Genomic DNA, 20,345 nt, shown 5'->3' with positions numbered 1-20,345 from the left:
TTTGTATTATCATCGTTATCGGAATAGTGTCTGAATTGCGCAGGTGCCTGGCACCAATTATGATGAATTGATCAGAAGCTTTTTGTCCATTCTATAAAAGAATGACTTTCGAAAGGTAGTTAAAATATGCACATCGGACAAATTACGGTAGAACTTTTTGTTGGTTTACTTGCCTTATTAGTGCTGACAAAGATCTTAGGAAAGACGCAAATCGATCAGCTAACACCGTTTGATTTTATATCCGCTCTCATCCTAGGTGAGCTCGTTGGAAATTCCGTTTATGATCCCGAAGTAAAAGTATGGTCCATTTTATATGCCGTTTCGTTTTGGGGATTATTAATTTTTCTTATTGAAAAATTAACAATGAAAATAAGAGGTACACGCCGAGTCCTCGAAGGGGCACCTTCTGTTGTCATTAGAAAAGGCATCCTCGACAGAAAAGAATTAAAAGGCAACAACGTATCGATCGATGAACTGCAACAAATGCTGAGACAACAAAAAGACATTTTTTCACTCCGCGAAGTAGAATATGCCATCTTAGAACCAAACGGCAAAATAAGCGCCATTAAAAAATCGAAATATGCCGACCCTACAATAGAAGATTTAAAAATCAAGCAAAAAGCCGTTTACATCCCCGTTTCGCTTATTAGTGACGGGAAAGTCGTTCATGATAATCTAAAGCTAGTCGGATTTGACGAAAATTGGCTGCTGAAGCAAATTCGAAAAAAAGACATCTTAAATTTTGAAGATGTTTTATATGCCGAATGGAAAAAAGATGAAGGATTTTTTTGTTGGAAGATGGATCAGTAGTTAACTGCGTCCACACTGTTCCTTTTGACAACAATAAAGACCCTGTGGGGATTTCTCTCCACAGGGTCTTTTATCATTTTAGCTATTATAGGATCTAATAGACGGGCAACTTACGAGTCCACCGTCTGTTTTTCAAGTGGCTCGTTGTACATTTCTGTATCCAATTCCCCCGTCAGACGCGCCGTCGTTACGCCCGCCGTCATGGATCCACTAACATTCACTGCGGTGCGTCCCATGTCAATTAGCGGTTCAATGGAAATCAATAATCCTGCCAATACGATTGGAAGATTCATGGCAGAAAGGACAAGGATTGCGGCGAACGTTGCGCCACCGCCTACGCCGGCAACGCCGAATGAGCTAATCGCTACGATCACGATCAATGTGAGTAGAAACATTGGCTCGAGTGGATTTTGCCCGACAGAAGGTGCGATCATCACTGCAAGCATCGCCGGGTAAATGCCTGCGCAGCCGTTTTGACCAATGGATAATCCGAATGAGCCGGCAAAGTTCGCCACTCCTTCTGATACACCGAGGCGGTTCGTTTGCGCATTAATTGTTAATGGCAAGGTTCCTGCACTAGATCGTGACGTGAAGGCAAATAGAAGTGCATCTCCTGCCTTCTTCACATAGGTGATTGGATTGAGCCCCGAAAGTGAAATGATGATGAGATGAATGCCGAACATCACAAGCAACGCGGCATAGGAAGCGAGGACAAATTTACCAAGACTATAGATTGCCGCAAAATCGGACGTGGCCACCGTGCGGGCAATGATGGCTAAAATACCGTATGGTGTTAATCGTAAAACGATTCTTACAATACCCATAATGAGTGAATAAAGTGCATCAATTCCCTTTTTCACCATTGTCGCATTTTCTTGATCTCTTCTTGTGATGGCCAAGTAAGCAAATCCGAGAAATGCTGCAAAGATGACGACAGCGATGGTCGATGTCGGTCGTGCACCTGTGAAATCTAAAAATGGATTTGCCGGCAGCAGATCAATTATCTGATCCGGTAAGGTACGATCCGCTACAGTAGCAGAACGCTCTTCAAGTGAAGCCCCACGTGCAGCTTCCGCTTCTCCTTGCACAATCTCTGATGCATCAAGTCCAAAAAGAAGTGAGGCAGAAATCCCCACAATTGCGGCAATTGCGGTTGTTCCTACGAGCATCCCTAAGATCATGCCGGCCATTTTCCCGAAATTCTTGCCAATCGTCACTTTTGTAAAGGCGGCAAGGATGGATATGAAAACCAGTGGGATGACAATCATTTGAAGCAATTTCATATAACCGGTCCCGATTAAGTTAAACCATGGCATGGAATCTTTCAATACTGTCGAATCTGCTCCGTAAGCAAAGTTTAAAATGAGTCCGTAAGCAATTCCAAGCCCGAGACCTGTGAAAACACGTTTCGAAAATGAAATCTTTTTTCGTTTCATTCCATACAACAAAGCGACAAGTAGAAGCAATCCGGCAAGGTTGACTAAAAGCAAGACCGTCTCCAAAACTTCGTTCCTCCTCACTATTAAATGATTGATAAAACACGCTTCAAACCATCATAGCCGATAGACAAAGTAGGGATTCAATGATAAACCATATAAGTTAAACCTATCGCCTGCTATCATTCTATGCCGATCACGGAACGATTATCACATGGTCATAGTTATCCATCGTTGTCGGAACGGTGTCCAAATTTCGTGGGGTAGAGGTGACTAATACTTGAGGAACCCCCTACGCTATTCAGTTATTTTTCCAGTTAACCATTCATCTGAAAGTAAAAAAGCCCCCGATCACAAGATTTCTCTTGATCGAAGGCTTTTTTTGGGGGGCAAACCAATTTCAGCATCGCGTCTGAATTGTGTGATGCAATTGTTCATTCACGTAACTATGATACAATTAATCAAAAATGGAAGTGACTCGTATGCGCATTATTTCAATCTGTCCAAGTAATACAGAACTACTCGCCTACCTCGGATTACTTGATCATCTCGTTGCCATTGACGATTTTTCCGACTGGCCTGAAAGCATTCAACATCTCCCCCGGCTTGGTCCTGATTTATCCATCAATATGGATCAGTTAGAATCATTTCAACCGGATCTCGTTCTCGCTTCGTTGAGTGTGCCTGGAATGGAAAAAAATATAGCAGAACTCGAGAAACGCCAAATCCCACACATTGTGCTCAACCCACAAAGCCTGACCGATATTGCAGAAGATCTGATCACCGTCGGAAACGCATGTGGCGTACAAGCGCAAGCTTTACAAGTTCAACAAAGTTTTTTAGCCATCATCGCTGAAATGAAAAACAGGGCTTCAACTGTCGAAACATTTCCTTCCCTTTACTGGGAATGGTGGCCAAAACCAGTTTTCACGCCTGGGGGCATTAACTGGTTAACAGAAATTAGTGAACTGGCTGGCGGACGGAATGAATTCCGTGAGGTTAAACTGGCAAGTGTTCAAACTGATTGGGAAGACGTTTTACGCAGAAATCCTGACTACATATTGCTCGCTTGGGTTGGCGTCCAAATTGAAAAAGTAAAAACAGAGGTCGTTTTAAAACGACCGGGATGGCAAGATCTCAAGGCTGTTAAAAATGGGCGTATCGCTATTATGGAGGAAGAACTCTATTGCCGCCCATCCCCTCGACTACTTGAAGGTGCATTGAAATTAGGGAAAATGCTTCACCCTGAAATATACACAGACCTGTCGTTTGAGCGCTAGGCACTCAAACAACTAAACTATCTTTGTAAGGTCACCTTGCTTTGAAAAATACTGTTCGATGATTCCCCCGCATGATGATAGGAGCGAATATGCGGGGGTTCCATTTCCTTTAGGTCATCCATCATTGTCCGATTAGTGTCCAAGTTATGTGAGTGCATCGATTAAACATCAAAGATCTTGATCCATCTTAGCTCGTTAAAATCCCATCTTCCAAAAAATTCATCTTCATGCAAAACTGCTTGGTAAATAGGTTCGATGAATTCTTGAAGTTGTTTCATCACTACCTCAAATGACAAATCTTCTGCTATGCCAATTTCCTTTATAAATGCAGTCCATTGTGCATTTCTTGCTGGATCAAGGCAAAAATCTTTCGTAAACAAAGGATGTTCCTTTTCCATTAGCGTTTTGCGCCGTTCAAATGTTTCTAGAATCGCTTCTTGGAGTACCCTGCCTTCAAAAACCTGAGAACTACTTAACATATAAAGATCATAGAAATCTTTTATTCTATCATTTAAGTCAGAATGGCTAATGATGTCTTCGAACTTTTCCGAAACAATCGATTCAATTGAGTATGTCATAATAATTGGCTGCTCCATATCCAAAAGAACAGGAAAATCCATCGTTTGTGGTTTTGGAATAACCACATCCCTAAACCCAATTTTTAATTGCAGCTCATTTTCAGCCTGACCTAATGCAACAGGAATTTTGATGCTAACGCTTTCGTCATTAGCATCCTCTTTGATTCGTTCCGTAGTCATTCGATCAACGCGAAATATTACACCATCATCTTCCGTCTCTGTCGAACAAACTTCTTTAAACGCTTGCTCAATGTTTTTGATTTCACTGGAAAAGTAAGTTGCTAAAAAATCAATATCCCGTGACGGTCTGGCGGAAAACTTAGTTAGGGCAAATAAAAATAATTCTCCCTTTAACAGAAATCGTTCCCTATGGTGCGATTTCGATAAACGATACAAAAATCGCTCTTGAAAGTAGACTAATAGAGTCGAATCCAAAGACCGATTATTCCTTTTTGCCACATTCTCCAATCGCTCAAATACAGATGCGGCTATACTCTCCTTCTGATTCATCATAATAGCACCTCAAAATGTTCATAAGTATTTTAACTGCTCACACCATGAAAAAAGCCCTTCAACCGATGAGTCCTCGATCGAAGGGCTTTTGACTTTCGTATCAATCACCGTTGTCAGAATAGCGTCTGAATTGTGTGGGTGCCTGGCACCAAATATTACTGTGGAACTTTTACAGTAATTGTTGAAGTTGCGAATGCTGAAGTTTCGCCTTCTTTAACGACACGCACGACAATTGTTCCTTCGGCGCCGGCCGCTACATTTGCAGCTACGACAGAACCTGCATTAACACTTAAAGAAGTGATATCGGCAGGTGTGCCTGAGTAAAGGGCACCTAATTTCCCTAACTTAATGTCTCCATCAGTTAAACCTTCTGTTGTATCGACGTCAACAAAGATCGTTCCATCCGTATGAATTTCAGCTGTATAATCTGTTGAAGACAATGTAATTCCTTCTGCTTTTAATGCTTGTACATTAAGAGCACCGTTAGTCGTTACATCTTCAACTGTTTCAAAGTTAACAGCAGTAATCGTTGGTGTTGTATTTACAACTGTAACTTGAACAGAAGCTCTTGTTACCGTACCTTCTTTGATCTGAATATTTGCTGTCCCTGGTTTTAATGCACCGACAGTAATTGTTCCATTAGTTGCTACGCTTACAGTAGCCACACTATTATCAGAAGAAGAAACTGTATATTTCGTTCCTTTTAGGTCATCATTTGTGAAATCCTTTTCAGGTCCGATTAAAAATCCACCAGCATTATATTGATTCCATACGATGTCAAGAGATGCATCATCGGAACCTGTTACCACATCAAGCGCATAGTCAGCAGATGCAGAAACAGTTTCAATTTTTCTAGATGCAACAGCGGAATCGTCTGAAACTGCTACGCTGACGCTCTTAAGAACCTGATCTCCTGCTTTCACTTCAACCGTTGTATTGCCTTTAGCAACTGCGGCAATGGTAGCTGTTCCTTTACCGTTAGTAATCGCTACTGGATTACTTACAGTTGCAATTTTAGCATCTTTAGAGACAACGTCTACATTCCCTTCAAACTCATCACCGTATTGGTCAACAACCGTTACATCAATCGTTTGAGTCTTTGAAGCTAGTAATTTAACAGAAGTAGAAGTAGCCGTTACTTGAGCAACTTCACGAGCGCCAGAGACGACCGTTAAAGGTACTTCTTTCTTCGCGTCATCAGCTTCCATCGTAATTGTTACATTACCTGGCTTAATAGGCGTAACCACACCCGTAGTTGCATCAACAGTCGCAATAGCAGGGTTTGATGATTTATAAGTAACTTTTGGACTATTAATTGTCGCGCCGTTAAGTGCCGTTGCTTTTGTAGCTGCAACAGTTACGTTTTTATCTTCTACAGTTACTTTATTACTTTTAACAGCAACTGCACCTTGCGTGACGCTAACTTCACTAATTGAAGTTAAGTAAGTAGCAAAATCAAGAACTTCAACGTTTGTCAGTTTAGATTCAACAGTCGTATCACCTTTTGTAATCACTACTTTATAAGCAAACTTATCACCATCTGCAATTTTGGAGGCATCGACTTCACCTGTAGAAGTAGAAGCGAATAGATCCTTCGTCGATTGGAATTCCACTGTGTAACCAGCATCTACTAAATACTGAACACTCACAGCTTCTCCATCATTAATCGTAAAGCCTAAAAATTGCTTATTTGTGTCGTCATCTAGACGTTCAGATGTTCCTTCCACTGCGTTTACTTCAAGTGTATAAGTGAATTTGAATTCATTGACTTTGTCAGCTTCACCTTCAACTTTTTCAGTGAATTTCAGTGTTTGTTCAGCACCAGATTTTACCGCTGTTTCAAACGTTACAGTAGCTTCTTTTCCGTTTGCACTAGCGACCACAGAAAGAATTTTGTTTCCTTCTACAGATAATTGACTAGCTTTAAGTTGATCTAATGCTGATCCAGCTAATTTAACTTGTTTAGCGTTCGCCGCATCAACAGAAACGACCTCAGGTGCTTTACCGGGTTCAGGCTTTGTCGACTCCCCACGGTAAATGAATAGTGCGAACTGACCGCGTGTTACGTCCTGCGTTGCACCGAATGTCGTTTCATTTAACCCCATCGTTACACCGCTTGCCAATAATGCATCGACATATGGATCCCACGTGTTGTTGACGTCTGTGAACGTGTTTTTTGTGTCGCCTGCTTGCAAATTATAAGCATTTACGAGTAGTTTAGACATTTCTGCACGTGTGATGTTATCGTCTGGTGCAAATGTAGTTTCTGATTTGCCGCCCGCGATTTTCGCTTGAACGATTGCGTTAACAGCGCCTTTCACGCGGCTGTTTACATCCTTGAAACCAGCGTCTGGTGCGTTAACTGTATCAAGATCCAATGCTTTTGCAATGAAAATTGCTGCGTCACCGCGTTTGATCGGCTGATCCGTACCGAATGTTGTATCGTTGATGCCTTTTGTAATATTTTGTGAAACTAGATAATCAACAGCAGTTTTATAGTTTTTGTTCACATCTGTGAATGCTTTTGCTTCCGCAGCAGATGCGGTCGGTATAATAGCTGTCGCAACGAGCGTTGCAGTTGCAGCTGTTGCGATAAATTTTTTATAAGATTTTGGTTGATTTGACATGTGTAGAGTTCCTCCCTATTGCAATAGTACAGTTGAATTTTATAAGGTTGGCGCTGGGTATTCATTAACTACCCATCCTTACATGATCCATCTGCACAACTATTGTAACATAGTTAAATAGATTACGTGTACCTTTTCTACTTTTGGTAAATAGTAACAAAAGATTAGTAGATAAGCCCCCAAGCCGATTGTAGGGCTATTCCCTTTGGAAATAATTACTATTACTGGAATAATATTTACATGAGTTTTGTGAGCACCTGGTACTTAAAGGAAATACTATCTATCTATTCCACAATTTCCTTAACTTAAACATTGGTAGAAGTTTTAGTACAAGATTGCCACTCCCATGACTTCCTTGTTTGAGGATGAATAAGGAGTGTATATCAGTTACCTATTAAAATATGAAAAAATCGCCCCCCGTCTCACCAACAAAGTGAGAGAAAGGGCGATTTTGTGGAGTTTACTCTATATATTCAATGATTTTTCACCATTTCTATTTGAAACGGTCAGATTTTATCGTCATCTTAGGCATTCACTTTTCAACGACGTTAACGAAAAATTCTCCATTCCTCCCAATTGTCAGATAAATGAAATCCTGATCTTCAATTCCATTAACCAGGACTTTTACCTCTACGTCTTTTGTTTCGTTTATTTCCCCTAGATCATTGCCTGTTGTTGTGAAGGTGATTTTCGCTTGTCCATTGCTAACTTCAGTAATTTCAGTACCAATTGTAACGCCGTCTACCTCTAATTGCTTCAGCCATTCCCCGTCTTTTAAGAACTGAACATCGATATCTTCACTGGATGTAATATTTACTTGATCAGTTACTTTTCTCACAATTACAGTGTGATTTATTGACGGATTTTCTCTTTCAACGCTAAAGATTTTCCAAATAACATCCTGGTTATTTTCCGTTACAACAAGCTTTCCGCCATTGTGTTCGAACCAATATCTTTGATGTTCTACCGCATCAGAAATAATGACTTTATAACGATTTTGGCTACCGTTCACTTGTGACAGCGTGAATTTACCCTCAGCACCACTAATATTCAAGTGTTCTTGCAACTCTTCAAAATTCGAATGTTTTGCTGTAAACTCCAATTCACCGAGTGCACCCAATTGAATATCCGTTAGTGAAACAACCGTTTCAACTTGATAAACCGCAGTCGCTTGTCCATCTTCAGATGTGACTGTAAACAGCGATCCGTCTGCAACGATGTCACCTGACTTTAATGCTTCCCCTCCCGCATTGGTGAATTCGTATTCTTGTTCTGAATAATCCGCAGCCACAATGTTTTTCAGTAGTATTTCGACCGTAACATCCCGATCAATATGGATTTTTTTCTCGTTATCATTGTCTACCCTATAAATTCCTTTTCCATATGTTCTATTCGAAATACTAGTTTCATGGCTTAATGCAGATTCATCTCGCTCCGCAGATTCGATTGTTACGGCAATAATTTCATTGCCGACGTGATAGTCACCGACGTACAAAGTTACGCCTACATATTCAATTACTGACTCTCCAGTTTTATTTTGCGTCTTTAGTGTCAATTCCTTTTGATTTGTATCTAAATATCTTGAACCATGAACAACATAAGAGTGCGATCCGTTCTTCTGAATTCTTTGGCCCGCGGCTCCTATTTCAATCCGAAGTTTTTCCGGCTTTGCCCCTTTATAAAGATGATCCATTAACGAAGCCCCCGCCTCAACAGTGGACGCTATTGTAAATTCCGATACAATTTGACCAAGAGTGGGTTTAATAAGTAAATATTGAGCATGATCTACATCCCATTTTAGCCATTGCTTTTCAACAAATTCATTACTTAACGCGTTGACCGCTTTAAGCGCTTCATCAATTTGCTGTTGTGTCACACCTTCACGAAGCCGCTCATCTTGCGGATAATCATAGCGATCTTCTTTATAAAGTGCTTCGGTCAGTTCTCTTACTTTTTTATAAGCATCTACTTTCTCTTTTAAATCTTCATTAATTCGAATCACCATTTCTTTCACTGCCTCATATGTCTGCAATGATGATTTGTTTTTTAGTAACTCATCTTTGTATGCTTTTACGCTAACAGAATCATTTTCCGCGATCCGTTCACGTGAAATGTAAGTTCCCCCGGAAGCATCCTCCTTTTGAATCTCTTCATACGCGATATGATCCAGCAGATGAGTAAATTCCCATCCAATATCTGTACTATTATCACGAGCCAAATCATGGAGAACAAAAAGATTCAACGATTCATTATCGTATCCGCCATTTAAGGTACTAGATACACCGAACCGGTCCGCGCTTATAAAGATCCACCCCGGCTTTGTTGGATCCGTATTTTTAAGATTGATTGTCAAAACAGGGATTCCATCCGATTCGCCCCATGAGTAACCGGAGAAATTAGTCACTTTGTTTGCCACCCCATCCTGATAAACATACACATAACGCATTAAGTCTTTTACTGATCGACCATCCGTTTTCATCGCTGTTTTCAGTGTTAATGTGTTATCATCATTCAACTTCCATTCCGTAGGGAAATGCCAGGTTTCGTTCACATCTATTACCTCAACAATTTTACCTTGTTCATCCGTTTGATAAACAAAGATTTCATGTCCGTGCCAAAGGATAAATTCATCATTCTCTTTATAGTCAATCGCTTCTTTCGGCACTTGTTCCCCTGCTTTCGGAGAATTAAATGCTCCATCAACAATTAAATACTTTACTTGATAATCACCTTGGTTTTTAATATTCAATTTTACATAGCCGAATCTATCAGTTTTCAAAATGCCTGCCGCAAAGTAGTCTTCATCTTCTTTCTCCCGAAGCTCTTCATTGAATTCAGGATTTGTTACTCCCGCAATTTTATCGATTTGTTCTTTAGCTTCATTAAAGTTTTTAACTACGTCCTCAACAGTTTTACCCTCTGGCATTTTTATATCGCTAATTACTGCATCATTACCGATTGAAACTTTGGATACTTCATTTTTCATATCAAGATTTTTGATCGTTCCTGTTGTACTCAGTTTTACCTCTTTATCCGTATTTACAACGATGTTATCAAATCTGCCCTTGCCTGACACTTCAATCTCATCATTCGAATCAATAATTACATCTTGAATCGTCGCATTCAGCACTACACGTGTGACACCTTTTGTAATCTCTACTTTCGGTAAGATGACATCTGGATCCGCAAAAATATCCGCATTGGCCTGAAGCGACAATGTCGTTACTCTTGTGCTGCCAGTCGCAGTAAAGTGCACATCTTCCTTCGCGATTTCAAATGTAGCAATTGTTGAATCTTTAAAAACAACAGTGATCCGGGTCTTCGAAATACTTGCCGCCTGCACCATAAAGGATGCCGCTGCCACCTGCTTAGCCTCTTCTTCCGCAATATGCATAGTGCCTTCTACCGTTAACTGATCCGATATAAAGCTGTTTTGCACTTCACCTGTAATCGTGAAGTCCCCATTAACAGTCATGTTTTTGATATTGTAATAGTCGCCTTGAATAATAACGGAACCGTCAATAACCGCTCCATCTCCATCTAGAACAAGGTTTTTATCAGCCGTTCCTGTTGTATTCGTAAGCTCAAGCTTAGTGATTTTGTCAACTACACCATTTTTACTTTCAAATACAATAGATGCTCCCTGCAATGCTGCATTATTTTCTTCATTAAATAATCCCTTTAATGAATTAGAAATTTTATGCTTTTTCCCATTAATTGTAACAGCATCTTTTGTAAATGAATCAATGTTGCCAGAAACTGTCTTGACAACTGTCCCGCCCCCACTACCACCAGATCCTCCCCTAGAATTAGTCGGTCCTTCTACTGATTTACCATCAGGATCCATAACTGTTACTCCATCAGAGGCTTGGATTGTATGAACCGTTCCAGCTGGTGCATTCACTGTTACACCATTAACCGTAACAGTCATACTTTTAATAGTTGCACTTTCTGCAACCGTAATATCCGCTGCTTTATTGACAACTACCGCATCAATTTTACCCATTAACATTATGGCTCCATCCGTTTCAACCGCCACGTTACCTTTCACATTTCCTTGGTTAGCGAAGCTTGTCCCATCATGATCCTCGATCACTACAGCGTTTAGTATTCCTTTATTATAGAATGTACTTTCCTTCACGTTCACAATTGTAGTCGTTCCTGCAATCTCTACATTCTCACCTACAATGAAATCTGCTTTTGGAGTATTAACAGATAGATCCCCTTGCACCTTTCCTCCATTTTTAGAAGAGGCTAACGTAATTGTGTCTGTACCGTTAGGAATATCGTATTTTACAATTCCTTTTAGAGTTTTTCCATTCAAATCAATTTCCACTTTGTGTTGAATCGTCGGTATACTATCAGATGTGATATCTGCTCCTAATAAGACCTTAGTAATCTTCGAATCTTCTAATGCGGCAATTAAATCAGCCTCATTATACACTTCTATTTTTTCCTTAGCTTCTTCTTTCGGCTCTTCCCTTTCAAGCTTCGATAGCCTATGTAGGAAAATTGCGAATTCTCCGCGTGTAATGGCTCGTCCAGTGCCAAATGATGTAGCTGTTTTCCCCGAAGTAACGTTATGATCAACAAGAGCAGCAACAGAATCCTGATAATGAACAGCAACGTCGGTAAATGGAATTTTCACTTTACTTCCTGTAATTTCATAGGCCTTTGCAAGCATAATAGCTGCTTCCCCGCGGGTAATGTTCTGGTCAGAGGCAAATATCTTGGCTGTTTTTCCGTTCACAATACCTGCTTCTTTTAAAGCATCTACATATGCTTTCGCACGGGACGGCACATCCGTAAAGCCCGAATCTTTGGCATCTTTTACATCTAATTTCAATGCTTTCGCCAACATAACTGCAGCATCCGCACGTTTAATCGTTAAATCTGTTCCAAAATTTGTCACACTGATTCCGTTAGTGATTTTGTTGCTAACAAGATAATCTACTGCTTCTTTGTAATTGCTGGATACATCTTTAAATGTAGCAGCATAGGCAGGTGTCACCGCCGTTGCCACAAGTGTCGCCGTTGCAGCTGCTGCTACAAACTTACGATAAGATTTTAAATGGTGAGTCATTTATTAACCCCCTCAATTTTCTGTACTTTGTAAAGATCGTATGCTTATCTTTTCTAGCTGCCTTTTAAAATTAAATAAGTAATTTTGCATAAAATTTGGTTGTTAGTTACCAATTAAACAGGCTAATATACGCATAACTCAAAATAGAACTATAAGACTAGACTAACAGGATCGGAATTATTATCAACATTTTTCAGAAAATTGGTAATTAAGTACAATCAAATTTAGAATTATATTTTAACCAACTACCTACTGCACTGCATCAGATTGCCACCCATCCAACTTTTTTCGCGACAATGACCTTGTGCGTATTGGGTTATTATCCACTGGAGGAATATATTTACAGAAGTTAAACAAAAAATAATTTGCCAGTAAACAAAATAAAGAAAGCCCCGATTGATTTCTCGATCGCGGACTCCATGCAACACTAGTGGGTATCTCATACTCCAGGTACTTCATGTTCATGACAACGAGGGTTTGCTGAGACAACTGTTGCCGCCTGTGTAACAACCCGTAATATATTAGTCACGATCCGCTTCGTGCATCACTCGGACATACGGCTGATGGTCAGGATTGACAATATACCGCGGCGGCAAATGATTAAGCGCATGAGCCATAATGTCATCCAAACATCTGTTACATGAGCAAGTTAATTTTAATTCCTGTTTATTACCCAGTAAAACATCACGTACAATGATTTCCATTACATTTTTAATAGCCATTCAGCATCCCCCAAGTCCTCTATTGAAAGCTACAATTTTCTTCCATTTTACAACATGATGCGACAAGGGATGCAACTTTACTCAAAAGTACTTTTTATAATCGTACACTCACGTAACTATGATACAATTAATCCAAATGGAGGTGACTAGTATGCGCATTATTTCAATCTGTCCCAGCAATACAGAACTACTTGCCTATCTGGGAATTCTTGATCATCTCGTAGCCATTGACGATTTTTCCGACTGGCCTGAAAGCATTCAACATCTCCCCCGGCTTGGTCCCGATTTATCCATTAATATGGATAAATTGGAGTCATTTCAACCGGATCTCGTTCTCGCTTCGTTAAGTGTACCTGGAATGGAAAAAAATATTGAAGAACTCGAGAAACGCCAAATCCCACATATTGTTCTAAATCCGCAAAGCTTGACGGATATTGCGGAAGACCTCATCACCGTCGGAAACTTATGCGGTATACAAGAGCAAGCCTTGCAAGTTCAACAAAAATTTTTAGCCATCATCGCCGAAATGAAAAATAGGGCTTTAACTGTAGAAACATTTCCTTCCCTTTATTGGGAATGGTGGCCAAAACCAGTTTTCACGCCAGGCAGCATTAACTGGTTAACAGAAATTAGTGAACTTGCTGGTGGACGAAATGAATTCCGTGATGTAGAACTTGCCAGTGTGCAAACTGATTGGGAGGATGTTTTAAGCAGAAATCCTGACTACATATTGCTCGCTTGGGTTGGAGTCCATATCGAAAAAGTAAAAACAGAAGTCGTCTTGAAACGACCGGGTTGGCAAGATCTCAACGCCGTTAAAAATGGGCGTATGGCAATTATGGAGGAAGAACTGTATTGCCGCCCATCCCCTCGATTACTTGAAGGTGCATTGAAATTAGGAAAAATGCTTCACCCTGAGATATACAGGGATCTATTGTTTGACTTCCAGTGACAGTCACCGAATGTTTAAAGGTTTATCTTAGGGTTTATTTCATGTATAACGAGAATATAATAAAAAAGAGAAGTACCCTAACACTTCTCAATGCAACTACTGCCGTCAGGGTGGTGGTTGTCTAAGTAACTTTATTTCTTTCGAGAACCACCCTTATGCTTGCGACGGCGAAGGGCGGTTTTCTTGTTTTCTGGTACGTTTTTCCGAAAGCAATAAGCGCTTGAAACAGAAAAGCCCCTCGACCGATTACTCGATCAAGGGGCTAATTTCTTTGGTGTCAATCACCGTTATCAGAATAGTGTCTGAGTTGTGTGATGCACAGGCACGGGTTTCTTATATAAATAAGCCCTAACTCCGCAATGGAAGTTAGAGCTTCGTAATTGTATTCAGGATAATAATATCTATTTGAAAAGACAGTAGAAACAGAAAAAGCCCCTCGACCGATTGCTCGATCAAAGGGCTAATTTCTTTGGCATCAATCACGGTTATCAGAATAGTGTCTGAGTTGTGTGAGTGACTGTCACCGAATGCTTATGCTCTCTTTTTTTATAGAATTATTGCTTATCAACAACAATTGCACCAGTAGTTTTGTTACCAAATAAATCAGTAATATCAACTGTTACATCTGCATCAAATGTTGCAGCTGTTGTAGTATTTCCATTAGCAACAGTTAGTGTTGCACCATTCCATGTGAATGTTAAGTTTGAAGCTGTTGCACCTTTTACAGCAGCCTTAATTGCATTTTCAACTGCAGTTTTAGAAGAAGCAGATAGTTCTTCTGAGAAAACTACATCATCGTTACCAGAAGCAGCAATTGAAGCTGCAGCAGGTGTAGTAACAGTTGGAGCTATTTCAGCTTTAATCACTACATCAAGTGTAGCAGTCTTATCTCCTACAAGAACGCTAAGCTTGATTTTTTTATCAGCAGAGAATTGAGCTACAGTACCACCGTCAACTAATGTAAATGCTCCTGCATCAGTAGTGTAGAATCCATCAGCAGCTGCTGGCGCTACAGCGCTTGTTCCAAAGCTAATTAGGCTTGGAGTATTAACGATGAATTTAGCATCAACATTTTTATATACGCCGAATTGGTCTTTTACAGTAACAAATACTGCATCTGCATCTAAACCTTCAGCTTCTGTACCTGTTAAAGCGTTAGCTCGGTTTGCAAATGTTAAAGTATCAACTACTTTATAATCTTCAGCAAGCTTAGTTGGCTCATCAATTGATACAGCCTTGCTAAGGATTTGAACTTCCTGTGCTTTAGGAGCTTCTTTAGATACAGTTACTGGAGCAGTAAGAACTTTCACTCCGTCTGCAGTGTTTAAAGTTACTTTAAGATTAAGCTCAGCTGGGATATCTTTGTCAGCTAATTTCTGAGCAGCTACAACCCATTTACCTTCTTGAGCATCTACTTTTGTTCCTGCATTAGCAGTAGAAACTTCTCCAACTTGAAGATAAGGCGTTTGAGCATCTCCAGTTACTTCAACATTTAAAATTTGAGCAGGATTGATAGTAATCTTGTTACCATCTTTATCAGTACCTACTACATTGATTACTTTTGCATATGGGTTAGTACCATCAACAGCACCATTACCATTAGTTGCATCAAAAGTTAAGTTTTCTACTGCATCAACAGTGTAAGTTAAACCTTCAACGTTGTTTGCAACAGATTTAACTGTAGTTTCTGCAGAAGAAAGTACCTTGTTTGCAGCACCAAGCAATTCAACTTTTACTTTATAAGAACCAGTTAAGCCATTAGCAGCTGTAACTGAAATGTTATTTAAGTTAGCCTCGGAAGCAGCTTCAGCTGTAGTAACTAAAACTACAGAATCAGTATCCCCATCAACTTTTGTTAATGTGATTTTGTAAGTCATGTCTTCTGTATTAGCAACAGTTTTAATTTCTTTACCATATTGGTCATAGAATTTGAAACCTAATTTAGCTGTTGCACCTTGGATAACAGTAGAACCAGTAGCAGGAGCTACAACTTCAGAAAGTACACGAGCATCTTTAACTTCTACAGACTTAGTTACAGTTTTCCCACCAAGTGTAGCAACTAAAGTAGCTGTTCCTTTTGCAGTTGGTTCTAATTTTAATTTACCGTAGTTTTTGTCATATTTATCAGTAACGATTGACATTTGACCAGCAGCAAGTGGAGCTGTTCCAGTAATACCAAGTGAAGACTCATCTGCACTTGTAGCATAATCCTTTGGTTCCATTAACTCACCAAATTGATCTTTAACTTCAAGATCCATGTAAACTGTGTCATTAGCAGCCACAAGTTCTTCGCTGATGTTGCCTAATGTAATGCTAGTTGGTTCAGCAGCAAGTTCAACTTTGAAAGTCTTAGTTACAACAGCGCCAGTTCTAGCATTTACTGCAGTTAATGTTACATCTTTAGCTACAGTAATATTTTTTGTAGTCACTTTAATGTAGTATTTATCATCTGAATCTTTTACATAGCTAAATTCTGCAGTATTAGTATCAGAAGAAATCAATTGTACAGCTGAGCTTGGATCAGCAATGTCATTTCCGTATTGGTCTTTTGCTGTGAAAGCAATTTTTGCTGCTTCAGATGTGTTTGCATAAACACGAGTTTTATCTTTAGGGTATGTTAATTCGCTTAATTCAAAACTTGCTACTGCAGCAGCATCAGCAATTTTCACAGTTTTTGAAGCTGATACGCCTGTTGCTGGATCAACAATTGTAAGAACAACTTCTTTAGGAGCGTTGTTTGCAGTAAAATCTTTTGTTAAAGTCACTAGCCCTTTAGTTGAATCCAATTGAGGATTTGTTGCATCAGATCCTGTTACTTGTAGTGAAGCTTTTTTAGTGAAGTCATCACCATATTGGTTTAATGCTTTATAAGATACTTTAGCTGATTGACCGCCTTCAGCTTTAATTGCATCACCAATAATTTGGATTTCTGCTACTTTTTGTTCTTCAACTTTAACTTCTTTCGTTACTGTTTCTAAACCTTCAACATCAGAAATTGTTACTGTGTAATCGCCAGCAACGTAGTCTCCAGATGCTTTAGTTAAAACAGCTACTGTTTTTTCAGCATTATATTCTACAGTTGCAGCGATAGATACTCCAGATTTTTTAACTTCAAATTTTGCACCTTCAACTTCTGTGTTGAATGTTACTTCTAATTTATTAGAGTTAATCGCACTTACCGATACAACCTCTGGTGCTTTTACTTCATCGACTGGAGGAGTTGGATTCTCCGCACGGTAAATGAATAACGCGAATTGTCCACGAGTTACGTTTTGAGTTGCACCGAATGTAGTATCAGTCAAACCGAAAGTAACTTTGTTTTCCAATAATGCATCAACATAACCATCCCAAGTGTTGTTTACATCAGTGAATGTGTTTTTTGTTTCTCCTGCTTGTAATTTATATGCATTTACAAGAAGTTTAGCCATTTCTGCACGTGTGATGTTAGCATCTGGCGCAAATGTGCTTTCTGTTTTACCGCTAGCGATGCCAGCTTCAACGATTGCGTTAACTGCACCTGCCACACGGCTGTTCACGTCTGTGAAATCTTGGTCTTTAGCGTTTTCTGTATCAAGCTTTAGTGCTTTTGCAATGAAGATTGCAGCGTCGCCACGTTTGATCGGTAGATCTGTACCGAATTTCGTGTCGCTGATACCCTGAGTGATACCCTTCTCTAGAAGATAGTTAACTTCTTTTTCGTAGTTTTTGTTCACGTCTGTGAACGATTTAGTTTCTGCAGCAGATGCCACTGGCACGATTGCTGTAGCGACTAGAGTTGCAGTAGCAGCGGATGCTACGAACTTTTTGTAAGCTTTTGGTTGATGAGCCATGTGTAGAATTCCTCCCTAAATTTGAATATACATATGAAACTTTCATTTGTCTCATAGATTCCAGTTTAAATTGTACCAACAAAGTGCTAATTAATCCAGCTTTAATTTGGATAGAATAGTTTTCCAGTATTAGAGTACTAGATTCCATGACAAATTCTATGTATAAAAGCAGTGTGTGTTTTGCACCTATTGGCAATTAAACTCAGAATCTATTATAGCAAACCATTTCTAGAATTCAATATTTTTATTACAAAGACGTGAATATTTCTGATTATTCACGTCTTATTGTGACTAATTCTTTACTTTTGTTACATTTCCATTTTTGGAATCACCTAGAAGATAGACGTCAAAGCCTGCCGCTTCCCATTTGGCACGGTTGATACAATTTTTTGTATCGATGATGACACGGTGCGCCATATGAAGTGCTGCTTTTTCGGGATCTAATAATCTAAACTCATCGTGACTCGTTAAGATAACGATCGCCGACGCACTGTTTAAGGCTTCTTCTTCGTATTGCGTTTGTTCTTCGATTTGGTTTTCTTTAATATGCGGGTCGTACGCAACGACGTACAGATCGTTTTGCTTCATTTGCGCAACGACATCGACAGACGGACTTTCGCGCATGTCGTCAATGTTTCCTTTAAAGGCAAGGCCGAATGCCGCCACTTTTGGACGTTCGATGCCTTTTGCTCTAAGGATATCTGCTGTGAGTCCTGCTGTATAAGCCGGCATGCTGTCATTCGTCTTCCGTGCGGTGTGAATGATTTTGGCTAGTTCCGGATTTAATTCGACGATGAACCATGGATCGACGGCGATACAATGCCCCCCTACTCCCGGTCCTGGCTGATGAATGTTGACGCGCGGATGGAAGTTTGCGAGGCGAATCGCTTCCCAGACGTTGACGCCGATTGTATGGGAAATTTGCGCGAGTTCGTTCGCTAGCGCGATGTTGACGTCACGGTAGGTGTTTTCCATTACTTTCACGAATTCAGCCGTTGTATCGTCTGTTTCGTGCATTTTTCCTTCTACGAATGAACGGTATAACTCTGATGTCATACGTGCGGATTCTTCATTAATACCCCCGATGATACGGTCATTGGAGACAAGCTCTTCAAATACTCTTCCTGGAATGACACGTTCTGGCGAGTGAGATACGAATAGTTCCGTTCCAATTTCGAGTCCAGATGGGATCAGTTCTGGAATGACGACGTCTTGAACGGTGCGTGGTGGTACCGTTGACTCTAAAATGACGAGATTGCCTTTTTCTACATAGGGTGCAATGGCTTTCGATGCACTGCGGATGATTTCTAAGTTTGCCGTTTTGTCTTCTTTAATCGGTGACGGTACCGCGATGATGAAGACGTCCGCTTTCGTTGGTTCTGTTGAGACGGTTAATGTGCCCGCATCGATGGCCGCATCGAGACGCTCCTGTAAACCGTTCTCTTCTATATGAAGTTCTTTTTTGCGAATGCTTTTTACAACATTTTCGTTCACATCGACGCCGTGTACGATATGTCCGTGATTGGCAAACATGACTGCGGTAGGTAGGCCTATATAACCGAGACCGACGACGCAAATTGATTTTTTCATGATTAGAAAGACTCCTTTAGAAAATTAGTTTCTTCCATTAAATAGGATCGCGATGAGAAATCGCGGTAAGTTGAGTTGACGTTTGAGACGTCTTGGATCACTGAGCAGCCGGTAAAGCCATTCAGTTCCTGTCTTTCGGAACAAGGCAGGCGCACGTTTGACGGTTCCAGAAAACACATCAAAGCTGCCGCCGACTCCTTGAAAAACTAAGACGTTTTTGAGTCGCGGCATGTTGCGACGAATCCATAATTCTTGCTTTGGACTGCCGAGGGCGACGAAAATGATGCGAGCGCCGCTGTCGTTAATGCGCTGGACGAGCGCTTCTTCGTCTTGTTCATAGCCGTCTGTCATCCCAGCGATGGTGATGCCCGGATTGTCTCGTTGAATGTTTTCGGCGGCTAGTTCGATAACTTCTTTTTTAGCGCCGTATAAATAGATCGGTTCGTTTTCTTCCGCCGCAAATTTAAGAAGGCGTGCCATCATGTCGACGCCTGTGACGCGGGACGTGATGTTTCCTTTTTGGAGTTTTGATGCAAGTAGTATGCCTACCCCGTCAGCGATTTGAAACGTTGAGGTGTTGATCAAATCTTTTACTTGCGGGTCTTTTTGTGCCGTCATGACTTTTTCAGGGTTCACTGCAATTATGGTGGACTGCTCGTCCCTTTTCATACGGGCTTTCACCTCTGTCACAATTCCTTCATATGTAAGTGGCGATACGTGTACGCCAAGGTATGTTTCTTTCATAATAATACCCTCGATTCCTTCGCTTTCAATTGTATTAGTATAGCAGAAACTGAAACGGGTTGCATAGCGAGGAAGAACAATGATAAAATTTGAGGGGTGCCAGGCACTCGTTGGGGTGACAGTCACTTACACAATTTATGCCCTTTGAATTGTGTGAGTGACTGTCACCCTTAACGGAAT

At 40.3% G+C, this 20,345-nt stretch carries 11 protein-coding genes; 3 read left to right on the top strand and 8 right to left on the bottom strand.

The genetic code is table 11. From position 1 onward, the window contains the following. Window positions 1–126: 126 nt before the first annotated feature. Window positions 127–810 (top strand): DUF421 domain-containing protein, encoded by a 684-nt coding sequence (locus tag AU377_RS06075; RefSeq protein WP_067405691.1) that lies wholly within the window; start codon window positions 127–129, stop codon window positions 808–810. A gap of 110 nt (window positions 811–920) precedes the next feature. Here AU377_RS06075 and AU377_RS06070 read toward each other — a convergent pair whose 3' ends face one another. Beyond that, complete coding sequence (locus AU377_RS06070) at window positions 921–2,312, bottom strand: L-cystine transporter (RefSeq protein WP_067405687.1); 1,392 nt, start codon at window positions 2,310–2,312, stop codon at window positions 921–923. A gap of 416 nt (window positions 2,313–2,728) precedes the next feature. Between AU377_RS06070 and AU377_RS06065 the strand changes: the two genes are divergently transcribed. Continuing rightward, entirely contained in the window at window positions 2,729–3,526 is a 798-nt protein-coding gene (locus tag AU377_RS06065) for a cobalamin-binding protein (RefSeq protein ID WP_067405685.1), read from the top strand. Window positions 3,527–3,687: 161 nt separating this feature from the next. On the opposite strand, the gene AU377_RS06060 is transcribed toward AU377_RS06065, so the two are convergent. The 4 genes from AU377_RS06060 to AU377_RS06045 form a co-directional block, all read right to left on the bottom strand. After that, window positions 3,688–4,617 (bottom strand): nucleotidyl transferase AbiEii/AbiGii toxin family protein, encoded by a 930-nt coding sequence (locus AU377_RS06060; RefSeq protein WP_253724396.1) that lies wholly within the window; start codon window positions 4,615–4,617, stop codon window positions 3,688–3,690. A 155-nt stretch (window positions 4,618–4,772) separates the two neighbouring features. Beyond that, window positions 4,773–7,244 (bottom strand): S-layer homology domain-containing protein, encoded by a 2,472-nt coding sequence (locus tag AU377_RS06055; RefSeq protein WP_067405683.1) that lies wholly within the window; start codon window positions 7,242–7,244, stop codon window positions 4,773–4,775. A gap of 532 nt (window positions 7,245–7,776) precedes the next feature. Next, on the bottom strand, window positions 7,777–12,327 hold the full coding sequence (locus tag AU377_RS06050; protein WP_067405680.1) for an S-layer homology domain-containing protein: 4,551 nt from the start codon (window positions 12,325–12,327) through the stop codon (window positions 7,777–7,779). Between the two features lie 521 nt (window positions 12,328–12,848). Beyond that, window positions 12,849–13,049 (bottom strand): late competence development ComFB family protein, encoded by a 201-nt coding sequence (locus AU377_RS06045; protein ID WP_067405677.1) that lies wholly within the window; start codon window positions 13,047–13,049, stop codon window positions 12,849–12,851. Window positions 13,050–13,200: 151 nt separating this feature from the next. Between AU377_RS06045 and AU377_RS06040 the strand changes: the two genes are divergently transcribed. Then, window positions 13,201–14,001, top strand: coding sequence for a cobalamin-binding protein (locus tag AU377_RS06040; RefSeq protein WP_067405671.1), 801 nt, complete (start codon window positions 13,201–13,203; stop codon window positions 13,999–14,001). A gap of 554 nt (window positions 14,002–14,555) precedes the next feature. Here AU377_RS06040 and AU377_RS06035 read toward each other — a convergent pair. The 3 genes from AU377_RS06035 to AU377_RS06025 all read right to left on the bottom strand — a co-directional run bounded on the left by AU377_RS06035 (window position 14,556) and on the right by AU377_RS06025 (window position 20,168). Beyond that, window positions 14,556–17,831 (bottom strand): S-layer homology domain-containing protein, encoded by a 3,276-nt coding sequence (locus AU377_RS06035; protein WP_067405668.1) that lies wholly within the window; start codon window positions 17,829–17,831, stop codon window positions 14,556–14,558. Window positions 17,832–18,122: 291 nt separating this feature from the next. Next, entirely contained in the window at window positions 18,123–19,421 is a 1,299-nt protein-coding gene (locus AU377_RS06030; protein ID WP_067405663.1) for a nucleotide sugar dehydrogenase, read from the bottom strand. 24 nt (window positions 19,422–19,445) lie between these two features. Then, window positions 19,446–20,168: a WecB/TagA/CpsF family glycosyltransferase gene (locus tag AU377_RS06025; RefSeq protein WP_067406090.1), complete on the bottom strand. Its 723-nt coding sequence runs from the start codon at window positions 20,166–20,168 to the stop codon at window positions 19,446–19,448. Between the last annotated feature and the right edge of the window lie 177 nt (window positions 20,169–20,345).

Source organism: Sporosarcina sp. HYO08 (genome assembly GCF_001563475.1).
In the GTDB taxonomy this organism is placed as follows: Bacteria; Bacillota; Bacilli; order Bacillales_A; family Planococcaceae; genus Sporosarcina.
The sequence above is the reverse complement of the archived record's forward strand: the minus strand, read 5'-3'. Positions and strand labels throughout refer to the sequence as shown.

Coding starts and splice junctions, on each gene's coding strand:
- AU377_RS06075 (WP_067405691.1), top strand. CDS start 127: ATGCACATCGGACAAATTACGGTAGAACTTTTTGTTGGTTTACTTGCC.
- AU377_RS06065 (WP_067405685.1), top strand. CDS start 2,729: ATGCGCATTATTTCAATCTGTCCAAGTAATACAGAACTACTCGCCTAC.
- AU377_RS06060 (WP_253724396.1), bottom strand. CDS start 4,617: ATGATGAATCAGAAGGAGAGTATAGCCGCATCTGTATTTGAGCGATTG.
- AU377_RS06055 (WP_067405683.1), bottom strand. CDS start 7,244: ATGTCAAATCAACCAAAATCTTATAAAAAATTTATCGCAACAGCTGCA.
- AU377_RS06050 (WP_067405680.1), bottom strand. CDS start 12,327: ATGACTCACCATTTAAAATCTTATCGTAAGTTTGTAGCAGCAGCTGCA.
- AU377_RS06045 (WP_067405677.1), bottom strand. CDS start 13,049: ATGGCTATTAAAAATGTAATGGAAATCATTGTACGTGATGTTTTACTG.
- AU377_RS06040 (WP_067405671.1), top strand. CDS start 13,201: ATGCGCATTATTTCAATCTGTCCCAGCAATACAGAACTACTTGCCTAT.
- AU377_RS06035 (WP_067405668.1), bottom strand. CDS start 17,831: ATGGCTCATCAACCAAAAGCTTACAAAAAGTTCGTAGCATCCGCTGCT.
- AU377_RS06030 (WP_067405663.1), bottom strand. CDS start 19,421: ATGAAAAAATCAATTTGCGTCGTCGGTCTCGGTTATATAGGCCTACCT.